Source organism: Deinococcus metalli, from assembly GCF_014201805.1.
Taxonomy (GTDB): domain Bacteria; phylum Deinococcota; class Deinococci; order Deinococcales; family Deinococcaceae; genus Deinococcus; species Deinococcus metalli.
The window spans coordinates 40131-55891 of the sequence record NZ_JACHFK010000012.1 but is presented as its reverse complement, the minus strand read 5'-3'; the positions used below and the strand labels follow the sequence as shown (position 1 = coordinate 55891).

The 15761-nt window shown below is 68.0% G+C and carries 14 protein-coding genes; 6 read left to right on the top strand and 8 right to left on the bottom strand.

The window, feature by feature from the left end; translation table 11 throughout:
* Nucleotides 1-30: 30 nt before the first annotated feature.
* Nucleotides 31-714: a hypothetical protein gene (locus HNQ07_RS19085; protein ID WP_184114794.1), complete on the top strand. Its 684-nt coding sequence runs from the start codon at nucleotides 31-33 to the stop codon at nucleotides 712-714.
* A gap of 116 nt (nucleotides 715-830) precedes the next feature.
* Here HNQ07_RS19085 and nikC read toward each other — a convergent pair whose 3' ends face one another.
* From nikC to HNQ07_RS19070, 3 genes are all read right to left on the bottom strand, one after another.
* Nucleotides 831-1697 carry a nickel transporter permease gene (nikC, locus tag HNQ07_RS19080; protein ID WP_184114792.1) on the bottom strand — a complete coding sequence of 289 codons (867 nt, stop codon included), beginning with the start codon at nucleotides 1695-1697 and terminating at the stop codon, nucleotides 831-833.
* Nucleotides 1694-2701, bottom strand: coding sequence for an ABC transporter permease (locus HNQ07_RS19075; protein WP_184114790.1), 1008 nt, complete (start codon nucleotides 2699-2701; stop codon nucleotides 1694-1696). Before HNQ07_RS19075 ends, nikC begins: the two co-directional genes overlap by 4 nt.
* 93 nt (nucleotides 2702-2794) lie before the next feature.
* A complete protein-coding gene (locus HNQ07_RS19070) occupies nucleotides 2795-4375 on the bottom strand; it encodes an ABC transporter substrate-binding protein (RefSeq protein WP_184114788.1) in 1581 nt (526 codons plus the stop codon).
* Between the two features lie 163 nt (nucleotides 4376-4538).
* Between HNQ07_RS19070 and HNQ07_RS19065 the strand changes: the two genes are divergently transcribed.
* Both HNQ07_RS19065 and HNQ07_RS19060 read left to right on the top strand, forming a co-directional pair.
* A complete protein-coding gene (locus tag HNQ07_RS19065; RefSeq protein ID WP_184114787.1) occupies nucleotides 4539-5420 on the top strand; it encodes a nucleotidyltransferase domain-containing protein in 882 nt (293 codons plus the stop codon).
* A 52-nt stretch (nucleotides 5421-5472) separates the two neighbouring features.
* On the top strand, nucleotides 5473-6243 hold the full coding sequence (locus tag HNQ07_RS19060; RefSeq protein WP_184114786.1) for a nucleotidyltransferase domain-containing protein: 771 nt from the start codon (nucleotides 5473-5475) through the stop codon (nucleotides 6241-6243).
* A 3-nt stretch (nucleotides 6244-6246) separates the two neighbouring features.
* Here HNQ07_RS19060 and HNQ07_RS19055 read toward each other — a convergent pair whose 3' ends face one another.
* On the bottom strand, nucleotides 6247-7821 hold the full coding sequence (locus HNQ07_RS19055) for a hypothetical protein (RefSeq protein WP_184114785.1): 1575 nt from the start codon (nucleotides 7819-7821) through the stop codon (nucleotides 6247-6249).
* An 83-nt stretch (nucleotides 7822-7904) separates the two neighbouring features.
* On the opposite strand from HNQ07_RS19055, the gene HNQ07_RS19050 reads away from it, so the two are divergent.
* Nucleotides 7905-9131 carry an AAA family ATPase gene (locus tag HNQ07_RS19050; RefSeq protein ID WP_184114784.1) on the top strand — a complete coding sequence of 409 codons (1227 nt, stop codon included), beginning with the start codon at nucleotides 7905-7907 and terminating at the stop codon, nucleotides 9129-9131.
* Nucleotides 9132-9152: 21 nt separating this feature from the next.
* On the opposite strand, the gene HNQ07_RS19045 is transcribed toward HNQ07_RS19050, so the two are convergent.
* The 3 genes from HNQ07_RS19045 to HNQ07_RS19035 form a co-directional block, all read right to left on the bottom strand.
* Nucleotides 9153-9683, bottom strand: coding sequence for a hypothetical protein (locus HNQ07_RS19045; protein WP_184114783.1), 531 nt, complete (start codon nucleotides 9681-9683; stop codon nucleotides 9153-9155).
* A gap of 93 nt (nucleotides 9684-9776) precedes the next feature.
* Nucleotides 9777-10640, bottom strand: coding sequence for an SDR family NAD(P)-dependent oxidoreductase (locus HNQ07_RS19040; RefSeq protein WP_184114781.1), 864 nt, complete (start codon nucleotides 10638-10640; stop codon nucleotides 9777-9779).
* A 108-nt stretch (nucleotides 10641-10748) separates the two neighbouring features.
* The gene (locus HNQ07_RS19035; protein WP_184114779.1) at nucleotides 10749-10961 is read right to left on the bottom strand and encodes a hypothetical protein; all 213 of its coding nucleotides are present in this window, start codon (nucleotides 10959-10961) and stop codon (nucleotides 10749-10751) included.
* Between the two features lie 205 nt (nucleotides 10962-11166).
* Here HNQ07_RS19035 and HNQ07_RS19030 point away from each other — a divergent pair, with 205 nt between their 5' ends.
* Both HNQ07_RS19030 and HNQ07_RS19025 read left to right on the top strand, forming a co-directional pair.
* A complete protein-coding gene (locus tag HNQ07_RS19030; protein WP_184114777.1) occupies nucleotides 11167-12042 on the top strand; it encodes an SMODS domain-containing nucleotidyltransferase in 876 nt (291 codons plus the stop codon).
* Nucleotides 12020-12586, top strand: a complete 567-nt coding sequence (locus HNQ07_RS19025; RefSeq protein WP_184114775.1) for an SLATT domain-containing protein — start codon at nucleotides 12020-12022, stop codon at nucleotides 12584-12586. Before HNQ07_RS19030 ends, HNQ07_RS19025 begins: the two co-directional genes overlap by 23 nt.
* A 10-nt stretch (nucleotides 12587-12596) precedes the next feature.
* Here HNQ07_RS19025 and carB read toward each other — a convergent pair whose 3' ends face one another.
* Nucleotides 12597-15668 (bottom strand): carbamoyl-phosphate synthase large subunit, encoded by a 3072-nt coding sequence (carB, locus tag HNQ07_RS19020; protein WP_184114773.1) that lies wholly within the window; start codon nucleotides 15666-15668, stop codon nucleotides 12597-12599.
* Between the last annotated feature and the right edge of the window lie 93 nt (nucleotides 15669-15761).

The window sequence follows — 15761 nt, the reverse complement described above, 5'->3', positions numbered from 1 at the left end:
CGCCCGCCCGGGTGTGCTGCACTGGTTGCCATGCTGTCCGCGCCGTCCGCGATCCGCCGCGAATCGTTCTGGCCCGCCCGCGTCGCCATCCTGGCCGTGGTGGCCCTGCAGGTGACCCTCAACGAACGCGTGACCGTCGGCCCGAACTGGCTGCTGCCCGGCCTGGAGGTGCTGCTGCTGATTCCGCTGTCGGTGGTGCGTGGCCTGCACGCCCGGCGGCTGCACCTGGGCACCGCCGGAAATGTCGTGGTGTCGCACGCGACCGCCCGCACCTTCGCGTTCGGCCTGATCGCGCTGCTGAACGTGGCGAACCTGCTGTCCCTGCTGCTGCTGGTCGAGTCGCTGCTGCACGGCAGCAAGGCCACCGGCCGGCTGCTGCTGGTGGACGCGCTGGACATCTGGGTCACGAACATCATCGTGTACGCGCTGTGGTACTGGGAACTCGACCGGGGCGGTCCGCTGCAGCGGCAGTCCGGGGCCGCGGCGCGGCGCGACTGGCTGTTCACGCCGATGACCCTGCCGGACGGCGGCCAGAGCTGGCACCCGACCTTCGTGGACTACCTGTTCCTGTCGTTCACCAACGCCACCGCGTTCTCCCCGACCGACACGCTGCCGCTCACCCCGGCCGCGAAGGTCCTGATGATGCTCCAGGCCGGCATCTCGCTGTTGACCCTGGCGCTCGTGGCGAGCCGCGCGGTGAACATCCTGTCGTGAGCCGTCGACGGCCAACACGAAGGCCCAAGAACGGCGGCTCAGCGCGCCCACTTGGACCTTCGGATTCGTCGGCTGTTCGGTTGGACTCTCGGGCGCTGCGGCTGCGGTGCTGCGGTCTACCTCGCGGCGCGCGGGTCGAACACGTCGCGCAGACCGTCGCCGAGCAGGTTGAAGGCCAGCACCGTCAGCAGGATCGCCACGGCGGGCGTGCTGGACGCCCACGGGGCCGGCCCGATGTAGTTGCGGGTCTCGCTGACCATCGCGCCCCACTCGGGCGTGGGCGGCTGCGCCCCGAAGCCGATGAAGCCCAGGCCAGCGGCGGTCAGAATGGCGCTGCCCACGTCGAAACTGCCCTGCACCAGCAGCGGCGCGACGGCGTTGGGCAGCAGGTGCCGCCCCGCGATGCGGCCCTGGTCCGCGCCGAGCGCGCGGGCGGCCTCCACGAACTCGCGCTCGCGCAGCGCCAGCACCTGCGCGCGGATGAGCCGGGCATAGGTGGGCCACGACACCAGCGCCACGGCGATCATCACGTTCGTCAGGCTGGGCCCCAGCGCCGCCGAGATCGCCATGGCGAGGATCAGGCTGGGGAACGCCAGGAAGATGTCGGTGATCCGCATGATCACCTCGTCCCACCACCCGCCGCGCAGGCCGGCCAGCAGGCCCACCGCCGAGCCCACGATCAGCGACGCGAGCATGACGCTCACGCCCAGGCCCAGCGAGATGCGCGCGCCGCTGAGCACGCGTGCCAGCACGTCCCGCCCGAGCTGGTCCGTGCCCAGCGGATGCGCGCCCGACGGTGCCTGGAGCCGGATGCCGAGGTTCTGCGCGGTCGGGTCGCCGGTCAGCACCGGGCCGATCAGGGCCAGCACGACCAGCGCGGTCAGCAGCACCAGCCCGACCATCCCGCCGGGGTTGCGCCGGAAGCGCCGCCAGTTCGCGTTGCCTGTGGCCGTGGCGGCCGGCGTGGTCACGGTGGCCGTCATGAGTAGCTGATCCTCGGGTCGAAGACGGCGTACAGCAGGTCCACGAGCAGGTTCACGACCGAGTACGCCAGCCCCGCCACCAGCGTCACGCCCATCACCGCCGGGAAGTCCAGGCTGATCGCGGACGTGGTCGCGTAGCCGCCGATGCCCGGCCACGAGAAGATCGTCTCGGTCAGCACCGCGCCGGTCAGCAGCGACCCGAACAGCGTGCCCAGCACCGTCAGGATCGGCAGCGACGCGTTGCGCATGGCGTGCCGCGCGACCACCCGCGCCCGCGTCAGGCCCTTGGCCCGCGCCGTGCGGATGTAGTCCTGCGACAGCACCTCCAGCAGCGCCGAACGGGTCATGCGGGTCAGCAGCGCCGCCGAGAACATGCCCAGCACCAGCCCCGGCAGGATCAGGTGCCGCAGCGCGTCCACGAAGACCTCGCGGTCGTTCACCAGCAGCGCGTCGATGGTCACCAGACCAGTCTTCACGGGCGGCGGCAGCGAGTACGCGTCCAGCCGGCCTGGCCCCGGCAGCCAGCCCAGCTTCTCGTGGAACACGTTCAGCGCCAGGATCGCCAGCCAGTACACCGGGGTCGCGCCGCCCAGCAGCGCGAAGGTGCGCGCCAGCAGGTCCGGCGCCCGGCCCTGCGTCAGCGCCGCCACGATGCCCAGCGGCACGCCGATCAGCACCGCGAACACCACCGCGCCCAGCGTCAGTTCCAGCGTCGCCGGGAAGAACTGCCGCAGGTCCGCCGTGATCGGGTTCTGGGTCCGCAGCGACGAGCCCAGGTCACCGCGCACGAGTTCGGTCATGTACAGCCCGTACTGCACCGCCAGCGGCCGGTCCAGGCCGTTGCGTTCCCGGAAGGCCGTGAGCTGCTCCTCGCGGGCGTTGTTGCCCAGCGCGGCCGCCGCCGGGTCCGCCGGCAGCGCGTGCGAGATCAGGAACGCCGCGAGCGACACCCCCCACAGCACGAAGACCATCAGCGCCACGCGCCGGATGATGTAGACGAGCAAACGGACTCCTTGTCGCAATGAAGGGCCGGGGACTCCCTCCGTCCTGCCCGCAGTGGCGCCGGGGCAGGAGGACGGCGGGATTCCCGGTGACGGTTACTTCTTGCTGATCTTCTCGAACTGCACGTCGCCGTTGGCGTTCTGGTTGAAGCCGCTGACATTCGGCTGGATCACGATGGGCCGGCTGGGCTGGTACAGGATCGCGAAGGGTCCGTCCTTGGCCATCAGCGCCGTGAGCTGCTTGTACAGGTTCAGGCGCTTGGCGGCGTCGGTCTCGATGGCGGCCGACTGCGCGAGCTTGCTGGCGTCCGCGTTCTGCCAGCCGTTGCGCCACGCCAGCGACTTGGCGTTGTAGTCCGAGAGAGGCGTGCCGTTGCCGTCGGCGTCCGGGTAGTCCGGGCTCCACGACACCTGCACCAGCGGGGCCTTCTGGGCGCGGTACGCGGTGAGCAGCTCACTGTTCACCATCTGCTTGATGTTCGCCTTGATGCCCACCTTGGCGAGGTCCGCCTGGATCTTCGCGGCGAGGTCCGCGCAGGGCACGCCGCCCGCGCACGAGCCGGTGCTCACGAAGAAGTCCACGCTGAAACCGTCACCCTTGCCGGCGGCCTTGAGGAGTTCCTTGGCCTTGTCGGGGTTGTAGGGGTAGTAGATCTTGGCATCGGAGCCTGCCAGGCCGATGGGGATGATGGTCTGCGTCTTGCGGCCCAGGCCCTGCAGCAGCCCCGAGATGATGCCGTCCTGGTCGATGGCGTAGCGCACGGCCTCGCGCACGCGGGCGTCCTCGAAGGGCATGCCCTTGGCGGAGTTCATGCCCAGGTACGCCAGCAGGAAGCTGTCGGCCTTCTGCGTCTTGAGTTTCTTGGCGGCCGCGACGTCCTTGAAGGCGTCCGGCGTGTAGTTCATGGCCACGTCGATCTCGCCGGAGTTGACGGCCGACTGCTGGGCGCTGGACTCCAGCATGTAGCGCAGGATCACGCGCTTGATGTTCGGCGAGCGGCGGAAGGCCTGCGGGTTGACGTCCAGCGCCACCTGCGCGCTCTTGTCCCAGCGGTTGAGCACGAAGGGTCCGCTGCCCGCCGAGTGGTCCTTGAGCCACGCGCTGCCGTAGTCGCCGTTCGTCTCGTGCGCCTTGGCCTCGGCGGAGTCGATCACGCCGCCGATGTTGAAGGTCAGCAGCGCCAGCACGATGTTCGGGTTCGCGGTCTTGGGAATGTCGAACACCACGGTCTTGGCGTCGGTCGCCGTGACCGAGCCGACCTTCAGGTTCGCCACGTCGGTGTACAGGAAGCTCGACGGGGTCTTGAGGTTGATCGCGCGGTTCACCGAGTACACCACGTCCGCCGCCGTGACCGGCCGCCCGGTGCTGAACTTCGCGTCGCGCAGCTTGAAGGTGATGCGCGAGCCGGTCGAGGTCGGCGTGACGGTCCAGCTCGACGCGAGGCGGGGCCGCAGGGTCGAGAGGTTGTTGCCCTCGTACGCCACCAGCGTGTCGTACAGGTTCCCCGTGACCAGCGAGCCCGAGAACTCGTAGGACACGCCGGGATCGAGCGTGATCAGGTCGCTGAAATCCCCGCCGATGACCAGCGTGCTCTGGCGCGAGGACTGCGCGCCGGCGGTGGACAGCAGGCTCAGCGAGAGGGCGGCGGTCAGGGCAGCTTTGATCGAATGGCGCATACGGTACCCCCGGTGATCAGGACGGCTCGGCTTCATGGTCTTCAGATACGTCTCACGGACACCGGCATTCTGCCATCTTCTGCGGCCGTGTCCAGGCCAAGCGCGGCGGTGGCCGGCCACCCGCTACGCTGCTGTCCATGCAAGCGCGTCCTGCGGTGCCGGTATGAGTCTGCCGCCGATCCTGCCCGTGGGCACCAGCGTCACCACGAAGGTCGCGCTGGACGGGCGGCCCGTGGGCAGTGTGGGCACGGTCGTGCAGGCGCCCGGCGACCTCCAGCACGCCTACCGCATCCGCTTCTCCGATGGTGCGGAGGTCGCGCTGCCCCGGCGGACGTTCGGCGTGCGCCGCCACGACAAGAACTGGCTGCCGTCCGCGGAACGGGACCTCGCGCCGTTCGTGCAGTACCGCTGCGTGGTCGGCAGCCGCGCCTTCGGTCTGGACACGGCCGGCAGCGATACCGACCTGCGCGGCTTCTTTCTGCCTCCGGCCCGCGACGACTGGAGCCTGGAGGGCGTACCCGAGCAGCTCGAGCACGGCGAGGAGGTGTACTGGGAGGCGCGGAAGTTCGTGCTGCTGGCCCTGAAGGCCAACCCGAACGTGCTGGAGGTGCTGTACAGCCCCCACGTGCTCACGGCCACTCCCATCGCGCGGGACCTGCTCGACCTGCGCGGCGCCTTCCTGAGCCGGCTGGTATACCAGACGTACGCCGGCTACGTGGCCGGGCAGTTCAGGAGGATCGAGGCCGATCTGCGCCAGCACGGGCAGGTGCGCTGGAAACACGCCATGCATCTCCTGAGGCTGCTGATGGGCGGCACGCACCTGTTGCAGACGGGCGTGGTGCTGCTGGATGTCGGCGCTGAGCGTGAAGCGCTGCTGGCCATCAAGCGCGGCGAGGTGCCGTGGCCGGAGGTGGAGGCGTGGCGCGCCGCGCTGCACCGCGAGTTCGAGGCGGCGTACGCGGCCACCACCCTGCCCGAGCGCCCGGACTACGCCGCCGTGCAGGACTGGTTGATCCGGGCGCGGCGCGCGGCGCTGGAGTGGTGAGCCACCCGGCGGATGCCGCGCCGCGGCGTGGCCGCTAGGGTTTGGGACAGGTATGCATCCGGCCACCACCTTCCCGCTCCAGCTTCCTGCCGCCGCGCGCCAGCATCCCTTCCCGCTGGTGTTCGCCACCGTCAGCGGCGCGCATCTGTACGGCTTTCCGAGTCCGGACAGCGACTGGGATCTGCGGGGCGTGCACGTGCTGCCCCTGAGGGACGTGCTCGGCCTGGACGATGTGCCGGAGACGTACGCCGTAGAGCGGGACGACGGCGTGGTGGACCTCGATCTGGTCACGCACGATGCCCGCAAGTTCGCCCGGCTGCTGCTGACGCGCAACGGGTACGTGCTGGAACAGCTGCTCTCGCCGCTGGTGGTGCAGACCTCGGCGGCCCACGCGGAACTCGTCGCCCTGGCACCGGGCGTGCTGACGCGCTGGCACGCGCACCACTACCTGGGGTTCACGGCCAACCAGTGGCGGCTGCTGGACAACGAGGACACGCCGCGCGTCAAGCCGCTGCTGTACGCCTTCCGCACGGTGCTGACCGGCCTGCACGTGATGCGCTCGGGCGTGGTCGAGGCGAACCTGGAGGTGCTGAACGCGGACGCCCGGTTGCCGTTCCTGGCCGACCTGATCGCGCTCAAGCGGGGTGGAAAGGAGCACGAACTCCTGCCCGAACCGCTGAACACCTACCGCGCCGCGCATGAACGGCTGGTGCACGCCCTGGAAGCAGCGGAGGACACGACGCGCCTTCCGGACGCCGTACCGGAGAACGTGCGGCGCGCGGTCAGCGACTGGGTGGTGCGGGTGCGGCTGGAACCGGGCTGAGCCTCAGGGCTGCACGTCGAAGCGCTGCACGCGGCTGATCAGGGTCTTGCCGTCCTCGCCGGTGGCGGTGACGGTCAGGGTGTGCGCACCGGGCGCCAGGGTGGCGGGCAGCGTGAAGCGGTAGGGCAGCGCCGCGCCGACCGGCACCGGCTGGCCGTCCACGCGCACGGTCACGCGGGCGGGCGCGCTGAAGGTCTTGAGCCACAGCGCGCCCTGGAGCGGTTCGCGCAGCTGCACGCGGGCCGGGAAGGGCTGCGGCACGTGCACGGTGGTCATGGCGGCGAAGGCCGTGCGGAAGGTGTCCACGCCCAGCAGCTCGCGGAACGCGGCGACCTTGGCGTCCACGCCGGGCAGGGTGTAGTCGTTGCGGCGTGCCACGGCCTTGGGCTGCACGAAGGCGCTGGAGCCCATGTCGATGTTCAGCCAGTTGACGTTCTTCAGCCGGGGGTACTTCAGGACCGCGCCCCAGTACAGCTCGCGCAGCTTCTGCACCGCGAAGTCCGTGTAGTCCACGCCGGGCGCCGCGCCGCTGCGGTGCGCCGAGGCGTACTCGCTGACCTGGATGGGGTGCGCGCACGCGTACTTGCGGTAGATGGGGTCGAGGACGTCCAGCGGGTTCACGCGCAGGCCCGGCTGGGCGCGGTCGCCGTTCTGGAACGGCACCGAGTACAGGCTCAGGCCCACCCAGTCCACGGCGTCGTCGCCGGGAAAGTAGGCGTCCACGGTCTCCAGACGCGAGGGCATCATCATCCATACCATCGCCACGTTCGGGGCGACGCGGGCCATCACGTCGTGCACCAGCCGGAACTTGGCGCGGTACAGCGCCGGATCGCGGCTCCACTCGTTGGCGGGGTCGTTGAACTCGCCGGCGAAGCGCAGGAAGATCGGCACGCCGGACGCGGCGGCGGCCTGCGCGAAGGGCAGCACGGTCGCCTCCGTGACCTGCCGCAGCGGCAGCCCCGGCTCCAGCGCGACGTGCATGGCGCCGCCGGCCGCCTTCACCGCCTGCGCGAAGCGGGTGGGGAAGACCTCGCCCTGACCGGGGGCGCGCAGCGTGAAGTACCGGAAGTACACCGCCAGCCCCGCGTCCAGCGGCGCGGGCAGGCGCAGGCGGCCGTCCGCGCCGAGGCCCCACTCGTCCACGTACGCGCCCAGGTACACGCCGGTGGCCGGCTCGAACTTCGCCAGGGCGCGCTGGCACGCGGGCGCGGGCGTGGACGCGGCGTTCAGCACGAACAGCGCGGCGTCCTGCCGGTACGGCGCGGCCAGGGCCTCCAGCGCGCGGGCGGTCACGCTGTCCCCGCGACCCCGGTAGCCCGCGATGGCGCGGTCGTACGCCTGCGTGGCGGCCTCGTAGTCGCCCAGCCGGACGCGCGTGTCGGCCAGCGCGCGCCAGTTCGCGGCGCTGGGGTTCAGGGCGGCCGAGCGCGCGAAGGCGTCCGCCGCGGCTCGGAGCTGCCCGGCCCGCAGTTGCGCCTGCCCGGCGGCGTACCACTGGTCGGCCGTGCGCGGCGCGGCGGCCAGCCCGGCGGCGGACAGGCACAGCAGCGCGGAGCCGAGAAGCAGGGCGGCCTTCATCAGTGGTGATGGTACCCGCCCGCTCCCGCGCGTGCCACGGAAAACCCCACCCGCCGCGGCCAGGTGTGCGAGCATCGGCGCACATGGCCGCCCCGCCCCCTCACCTCGACGTGCCCAGCCCCGCGCTGGTGGTGCTGATCGGCGCGTCCATGGCGGGCAAGTCCACCTTCGCCGCCCGGCACTTCGCGCCGGACGAGGTGCTGGGGCCGGGGCCCGATGGATCGGCCCCCTTCGGCGCGGTCGCGGAGCGCCTGACCCGCGGCCTGCTGACCGTCGTGGACGCGCCGAACGTGAAATCGCACGACCGCCGCGCCCTGGTCGAGTTGGCCCGCGCGCACGACCTGCCCGCCGTGGCGATCGTCCTCGACGTGCCGCGCCCGGAGCTGGAGGCCCGGCACGCCGCCCACGCGGGCGCAGGGGCGGGAACGGACGCGCTGCTGCGGCAGATGGGCGAACTGCGGCGCACCCAGGGCGGCCTGACGCACGAGGGCTTCCGCCGCGTGTGGACGCTGCGCTCCGGGGCCGCTGCGACCGCCGCGACGGTGTCGCGCGTGCCCCTGCGCGTGGATCGCCGCGACCTGGGCGGCCCCTTTGACGTGATCGGAGACGTGCACGGCTGCCTCCCCGAACTCCGCGACCTGCTCTCCGCCCTGGGGTACGCCGTGGACGGCACGGACGTCACGCCGCCCGGCGGACGGATGGCCGTGTTCCTGGGCGACCTGATCGACCGGGGGCCGGATTCCGCCGGGGTGTTGCGGCTGGTCATGGGCATGGTGCGCGCCGGCAGCGCCCTGTGCCTGCCCGGCAACCACGAGGAGAAACTCGCCCGCGCGCTGGACGGCAAGTCCGTGAAACTCGTGCACGGGCTGGACGCCACGCTGGCGCAACTGGACGCGGCCGGGGCCGCCTTCCGGCGCGAGGTGCGCGAGTTCATCGCCACACGGCCCAGCCACCTCGTGCTGGACGGCGGGCGGCTGGTCGTGGCGCACGCCGGCCTGCCCGAGCGCTTCCACGGCCGCACGTCCGGCCGGGTACGCAGCTTCGCGCTGTACGGCGACGTGGACGGCACCCGCGACGAGTACGGCCTGCCCGTACGCGGCGACTGGGCCGCCGCGTACCACGGCGCGGCGCTGGTCGTGTACGGCCACACGCCCCACGTGGCTCCCCGCTGGGTGGGGAACACCGTGAACATCGACACCGGCTGCGCCTTCGGCGGGCACCTGACCGCCCTGCGCTACCCGGAACGGGAGACGCTCAGCGTGCCCGCACGGGAGCAGTACGCGGTGCCCGCCAAGCCCCTACCCCAGTAACGGGACGCACGGCGCGGCCGCTCAGCGGTGCCCGCCGCCGTCGTGCCCGCCACCGCCGCTGCCACCCCTGCCGCCGTGGTCATCCCTGGCATCGTGGCCGCTCCCGTCGCCCCCGCCGTGGTCGTCGCCCGCGTCGTGCGCTGCGCCGTCATCGGCTCCGTGGCGTCCGGTTTCGCCACCGTGGTCATCTCCGGCGTCGTGGGCCGCACCGTCGTCCTCGCCGCCCCGGGCCTGCGTGCCCCGCTCCAGCGCCGCCTCCAGGGACAGCACCCGTCCGTCCACGCTCACGCCCAGGCGCTCGGCCTCCGGGGCCTGCGTGGTGATCGGGCCGGCCAGGGTGAACACCTGTACGGTCGTCACACCGTTCACGGTCGTGCTCACGCGCACGGAGCGCGCCGCGCCCAGGCTGCCACTCACGGTCAGGTGCCCGCTCAGCGCCCCACTCGCCACCACGCGCCCGGAGGCGTCCAGCACCTCGACCACCCGCACCGCCGCCGTCGCCGCCAGGGACACGCCGAGGCTCAGGGCCACCGTCAATAGAAGTCGTTTCATGCCCCCATTGCAGCGTCTGCGTGCCCGCGCCGCCATGGGCGAAGGTCGGACACCCGCAGGGGAGATGGTCTGAACGCCCAGCAGCGGGCGGGGCTACTCCTCCGCGTACTCGGCACGGATCGAGCGGGGACGGCGGCCGTCCACGTCCGTGAAGCCGTACTGTTCCCCCAGTTCCGCCGCCACCAGCACCTGCCCCGACCGCGCCAGCCGCTGCGGGTCGCCCGCCAGCGCCGCCACCGCCCGGCCCAGGAACTGAGGCGACTCCGAGTTGCTGAAATCGAAGGTGCCCTCCGGGGCCAGCAGCACGCCCTCCGTCCGCACCAGCCCCGGGTACAGCGACACCGCCGTGACCCCGTGAGGCCGCAGGTGGTTCGCCATGGCCCGCGCCATCTGGTCGTCGGCATTCTTCGCCAGGAAGTACGGGATGTTCTCCTGACCGTGGTGCCGCTGCCCCGCGAAGAACGAGATGTTCACGACCAGCCCCGCCGCGCCGATCAGCAGCGGCGCGCACAGGGCCGACGCCACGTAATGCGCCCGCACGCCCGCCACGAACATGTCGTCCCACAGCTCCAGCGGCTGTTCCCAGAACGGGGCCTGCCAGCGCTGCCCCCGCTCGTCCCAGCGGTGCAGGCCCTCGTACCCGCCCCACACGTTGTTCACCAGCACGTCCAGCCGCCCGTGCTCCTGCCCGATGCGCTCCACCACGGCCCGCACTTGCGCGTCGTCGCGGTGGTCGCACGGCACCGGCACGCCCATGCCGCCCAGGGCCGTGACCTCGGCTGCCGTCTCCTCCAGCGAGCCGGACACCTGGGGCAGGTCGGGGTGCCGGCCCTGCACCGTGCGGCCCGTGATGTACACGGTCGCCCCCGCTTCTCCTAGTCCCAGCGCCACGCCGCGGCCCACGCCCCGGCTGCCGCCCGTGACCAGCGCCACCCTGCCTGCCAGCGGTCTGTCCATGCTGCCCCCCTCGAGAATGGGCTCCATGCTGCCGCGATGGGGGAGGGGAGGCAATAGGCCAGAGGGCGGAGGATAGTCGAACAATAAGGAGGTGTAGTTTCTACTCGTTTACTCGGGTTTACTGCGCTCACCGTGATTCTTCAGTTCAACAAACTCAACAACTCTCTGAAGTCTGGGGGCAATTCCACCGGGATACCTCTGGAAACGCAGGAATTCCACTTCGGCCAGCCGCTGCTGAGGCGTCTTGGCCCAGTTCGCTTCCCGGTCGGCGCGTGTGGCGTCCGCGTGCGTGGTGAGCGTTATGGTGCGCCGGAGCGTCATGGGGTCAGTATCTCATGGGCGCGAGGAAGCGTCACCGCCAAAGCTCCCCCAACCCCCGCCCGCCACGGGCGAAAGCCGAAGCGGAGGCGCTAGGAATGATCGGGCTGGCGGTGCTCCGCTCATTTACGAGAGCGTAGGGTGAACGGTTATGCTAAAATCTGCTGCGAGCAAAATCTTATAAGGGAAATATGTCATTGGAGGACTTATGGGTGTCAGCGGCGACTTCGAATCATTCTGTGGCAACCTCATCATTACAAATACCTCAGATATTTCGCAACGTTATAGAACCATTACTTGGCGCCTAAATAAGCAGTATTATGGCTCAGAATCTGAAACCGCCCACAGTCTTTATGTAGGCTCCTACGGAAGGGATACTGCGATTCACAATGCCCACGATATGGACATGATATTCACTCTACCTGAAAGTGCCTATTATCGTTTTAATACCTACGCTGGCAATAAGCAATCTGCGCTCTTGCAGGAAGTAAGAAGCGCTTTGCAAATAACGTATCCGAATACCTCTATAAGGGGCGACGGTCAAGTTGTAGTGGTTAATTTTAGTGATGGTATGAGGTTTGAAGTTGTACCTGTTTTCGCTGCCCGCGAGGGTGGCTACATCTATCCTGATACGAATGGTGGAGGTAGCTGGCAGATCACTAATCCAGAGCCAGAAATGAGTGCCCTGAACGCTAGAAACTTGTCTACAAATGGAAACTTAAGAAGGCTCTGTAGGATGATTCGCTCGTGGAGAAGAGCTAATAGCGTTGCTATCAGTGGTCTACAAATAGACACCTTTGCATACAATTTTATCATCGGTTGGGCACATAAAGATAAATCTTATCTCTATTATGACTATATTTCGAGGGACTTTTTCGGGTACTTAAAGAATTTTGATAGAAATCAAGACTATTGGTTAGCTCCGGGAAGTGGTCAGCGTGTTTATAGGAAGGGGCCATTTGAATCAAAGGCAGAGGCAGCTTATAATAACTCTCTTCTGGCTATTTCTTATTATTCTGACGATAAGCCATGGAGTGCGAAACAAAAGTTTAGGGAGGTATATGGCTCCTACTTCCCAAGCTAAGGAGGATGCAAGGATAAAATATGGAAATTTATTTGAGCAAATAAGGCAGCTCTATGGCAGAACCGCTTATTCGCATAAGACCCATGAGAAACAGGCCGACTTAGAACTATCTTTGTATAATCGACTAACTAATTCTCAAATATGGCTGTCTGCACTAACTACCGGTAGCCTGATTTTGGCCGTTTTTGGAGACGGGAAGACTGGTACAATCGTAGGGGCTTTGCTAGCTACGCTTCAATTTGGGCTGAATTTATATCTAAAGGAAATAAATTTACAGGAGAAGGCTGCAAGCCATTCAAGTGCTGCCCAGGAGCTGTGGAGAGTTAGAGAAAAACTGATGACCCTTATTACTGATATGCAAGACAAGCGCATAGAAACAGAACAAGTTCTTGAATTGAGAACCTCGTATATGGAAACACTTGAAAAAGTGTACACTAGCGCATTAAGGACGACTCCTCGTGCATATAGTATGGCGCAAAGAGCCTTGAAGACTTCAGGGGATCTTTCTTTCTCTGAAAGCGAGTTAGATCATATAATCGGTTGACGCCTATAGATCAGCCCACCCACTCCTGCAAGCTCGTCACACCCAATTCCTGCCCCTTCGCGGCGGCGATGGCCTTGGCCGTCCACTCGGCGGCTTCCTTCGTGCTGACGATCGGCACGCCACGTTCCAGCGCGGTGCGCAGCAGGCGGCTGCCGGTCACGTCGATCAGCAGGTCAGGCAACGTGGTGCCGTCCTGCGTGCGGATCACGGTCAGGCCACTGTGCTCCAGGCTGGCGGCCACGTCGTCCAGGCCGTCCCCGAGCAGCAGGGCGGTGCCCTGGGTGGGCACGTTGCTCTTCGCGCCGATCTGCGCGCGGTAGTACGCCAGGTACGGATCGCGGTCGATGCCCATGCTCTCGCCGGTGCTCTTCATCTCCGGCCCCAGGGTGGGGATCACGCCGGCGAACTTCAGGAACGGCAGGTGCACTTCCTTCACGGAGTACATGTCGGGCGTGGGCGTCTCGCTCAGCCCGATCTGTTCCAGCGTGTGCCCCACGGCAATGCGGGCGGCGCTCTTGGCCAGCGGGTGGTTCACGGCCTTGGACACGAACGGCACCGTGCGGCTGGCGCGCGGGTTCGCCTCGAGGATGTACGCGACGTCGTCCTTGACGGCCCACTGGACATTCATCAGGCCCTTTACGCCCAGTTCCAGCGCGAGGCGTTCCGTGTCGGCCTTCACGCGGGCGAGGAGTTCAGGCGAGAGCGTGACCGGCGGCAGGATGCACGCGCTGTCGCCGCTGTGGACGCCGGCCGCCTCGATGTGCTCCATGATGCCGGCGACCACCGCCTGCTGGCCGTCGCACAGGGTATCCACGTCCAGTTCCAGCGCACCTTCGAGGAACTGGTCGAGCAGGATGCTGGGCTGGCCCTCGACGGCGGCGTAGACCTCGTCGAGGTAGGTGGTGAGTTCGTCCATGCTGCGCACCGTGCGCATGGCGCGGCCGCCGAGGACGTAGCTGGGCCGGGCCATCAGCGGGAAGCCGAGTTCGGCGGCCAGCGCGGCGGCCTGATCCGGCGTGGCGGCGACCTTGCCCCGGGGCTGCGGCAGGCCCAGGCGTTCGCACAGGGCGTTGAAGGACGCGCGGTCTTCCGCCTCGTGGATGGTCTCCGGCGACGTGCCGATGATGGGTGCGCCGGCGTCCGCGAGGCGGCGGGCGAGTTTCAGGGGCGTCTGCCCGCCGAGCTGCACGATCACGCCCACCGGCTGCTCGTGCTCGACGATGTTCATGACGTCCTCGAAAGTCAGAGGCTCGAAGTACAGGCGGTCGGCGGTGTCGTAGTCGGTGCTGACCGTCTCCGGGTTGGAGTTGACCATGATGGTCTCGTACCCGGCGTCCTGAAGCGCCCACACGGCGTGCACGGTCGCGTAGTCGAACTCCACGCCCTGCCCAATCCGGTTGGGGCCGCTGCCCAGGATCACGACCTTGGGGCGGTCGGTGGCGCGCACCTCGTCCTCCCACTCGTAGGTGGAGTAGTGGTACGGCGTGTGCGCCTCGAACTCGGCGGCGCAGGTGTCCACGGTCTTGTACACCGGCACGGCCTTGGCGGCCTTGCGCAGCTCGCGCACGTCCAGCTCGCTCAGCCCCACGATCTCCCCGATCCGCGCGTCCGAGAAGCCCAGGCGCTTGACCTCACGCCAGATCTCGTACTTCCACTCGCCAATCGGCCCGAGGTCGAGGAGTTCCTTCTCGGCGTCCACGATTTCCTTCAGCTGCCCCAGGAACCACGGATCGATCTTGGTGGCGTCGAAGAGCGCCTTCTCCGACTCGCCCCGGCGCAGCAGTTCGATCACGGCCTCCAGGCGGCGGGGGTTGCCGTACAGCAGGCCGCGCAGTTCTTCCTCGCCCATGGCCGCGAAGGCGCCGCGCACGTCGGACTCGATGCTGCGCATGGCCTTCTGGAGCGACTCCTTGAAGGTGCGGCCGATCGCCATGACCTCGCCCACGCTGCGCATCTGCGTGCCCAGCGCGTCACTGCTGCCCGGGAACTTCTCGAAGGCGAAGCGCGGGATCTTCGTGACCACGTAGTCGATGCTGGGCTCGAACGACGCCGGGGTGATCCGGGTGATGTCGTTCTTCAGTTCGTCCAGGTGGTAGCCGACCGCCAGCAGCGCCGCGATCTTGGCGATCGGGAAGCCCGTGGCCTTGCTCGCCAGCGCGCTGCTGCGGCTCACGCGCGGGTTCATCTCGATCACGATCACGCGGCCGTCTTTCGGGTTCACGGCGAACTGGATGTTGCTGCCGCCCGTGTCCACCCCGATCTCGCGGATGATGGCGAGGCTCTGGTCGCGCAGCCGCTGGTACTCCACGTCACTCAGGGTCTGCGCCGGGGCCACCGTGATCGAGTCGCCGGTGTGCACGCCCATCGGGTCGAAGTTCTCGATGGACGTGATGATCACGACCGTGTCGGCCGTGTCGCGCATCACCTCCAGCTCGTACTCCTTCCAGCCCAGGATGCTCTCTTCCAGCAGCACGCTGGTCACGGGGCTGTCGCGCAGGCCGCCCTCGGTGATCGCCAGGAAGTCCTCGTAGGTGTGCGCGATGCCGCCGCCGGTGCCGCCCAGCGTGAACGAAGGCCGGATCACGATGGGCAGGCCGATCTCCTTCTGGTACTCCACGGCCTCGTCCATCGAGTGCACCATGCGGCCCTTGGCGGTCTCCACGCCGATCTTCTTCATGGCCGCCTGGAATTCCTCGCGGTCCTCACCCTTGCGGATCGCGGCGGCGTTCGCGCCGATCAGCTCCACGCCGAATTCCTCCAGCGTGCCGTCGGCGTTCAGGTCCATGGCGAGGTTCAGGGCCGTCTGGCCGCCCAGGGTGGGCAGCAGGGCGTCCGGGCGCTCCTTCTCGATCACCCGTCGCACGAAGGCCGGCGTCAGCGGCTCCAGGTACGTCGCGTCGGCCAGGTCGGGGTCCGTCATGATCGTCGCGGGGTTGGAGTTCACCAGCACCACGCGGTAGCCCTCCTTCTTCAGGGCCTTCAGGGCCTGCGTGCCCGAATAGTCGAACTCGGCCGCCTGCCCGATCTGGATGGGCCCGCTGCCGAGGATAAGGATCGTGTTCAGGTCAGTCCGCTTAGGCATTCCAGAAAGGGAGTATGGCACGGATGTGTGGTCTGGGCGTGAGGGGTGTATGCATGGTTATGCAACACCGCTTCGCGGCCGGCGGTCCGCTGC

Bases quoted from the DNA above. Each gene is read 5' to 3' on its own strand.
- HNQ07_RS19040 (WP_184114781.1), bottom strand. From the start codon at position 10,640: ATGGACAGACCGCTGGCAGGCAGGGTGGCGCTGGTCACGGGCGGCAGC.
- HNQ07_RS19045 (WP_184114783.1), bottom strand. From the start codon at position 9,683: ATGAAACGACTTCTATTGACGGTGGCCCTGAGCCTCGGCGTGTCCCTG.
- nikC (WP_184114792.1), bottom strand. From the start codon at position 1,697: ATGACGGCCACCGTGACCACGCCGGCCGCCACGGCCACAGGCAACGCG.
- HNQ07_RS19070 (WP_184114788.1), bottom strand. From the start codon at position 4,375: ATGCGCCATTCGATCAAAGCTGCCCTGACCGCCGCCCTCTCGCTGAGC.
- HNQ07_RS19085 (WP_184114794.1), top strand. From the start codon at position 31: ATGCTGTCCGCGCCGTCCGCGATCCGCCGCGAATCGTTCTGGCCCGCC.
- HNQ07_RS19025 (WP_184114775.1), top strand. From the start codon at position 12,020: ATGGCTCCTACTTCCCAAGCTAAGGAGGATGCAAGGATAAAATATGGA.
- HNQ07_RS19065 (WP_184114787.1), top strand. From the start codon at position 4,539: ATGAGTCTGCCGCCGATCCTGCCCGTGGGCACCAGCGTCACCACGAAG.
- HNQ07_RS19035 (WP_184114779.1), bottom strand. From the start codon at position 10,961: ATGACGCTCCGGCGCACCATAACGCTCACCACGCACGCGGACGCCACA.
- carB (WP_184114773.1), bottom strand. From the start codon at position 15,668: ATGCCTAAGCGGACTGACCTGAACACGATCCTTATCCTCGGCAGCGGG.
- HNQ07_RS19060 (WP_184114786.1), top strand. From the start codon at position 5,473: ATGCATCCGGCCACCACCTTCCCGCTCCAGCTTCCTGCCGCCGCGCGC.
- HNQ07_RS19030 (WP_184114777.1), top strand. From the start codon at position 11,167: ATGGGTGTCAGCGGCGACTTCGAATCATTCTGTGGCAACCTCATCATT.
- HNQ07_RS19050 (WP_184114784.1), top strand. From the start codon at position 7,905: ATGGCCGCCCCGCCCCCTCACCTCGACGTGCCCAGCCCCGCGCTGGTG.
- HNQ07_RS19055 (WP_184114785.1), bottom strand. From the start codon at position 7,821: ATGAAGGCCGCCCTGCTTCTCGGCTCCGCGCTGCTGTGCCTGTCCGCC.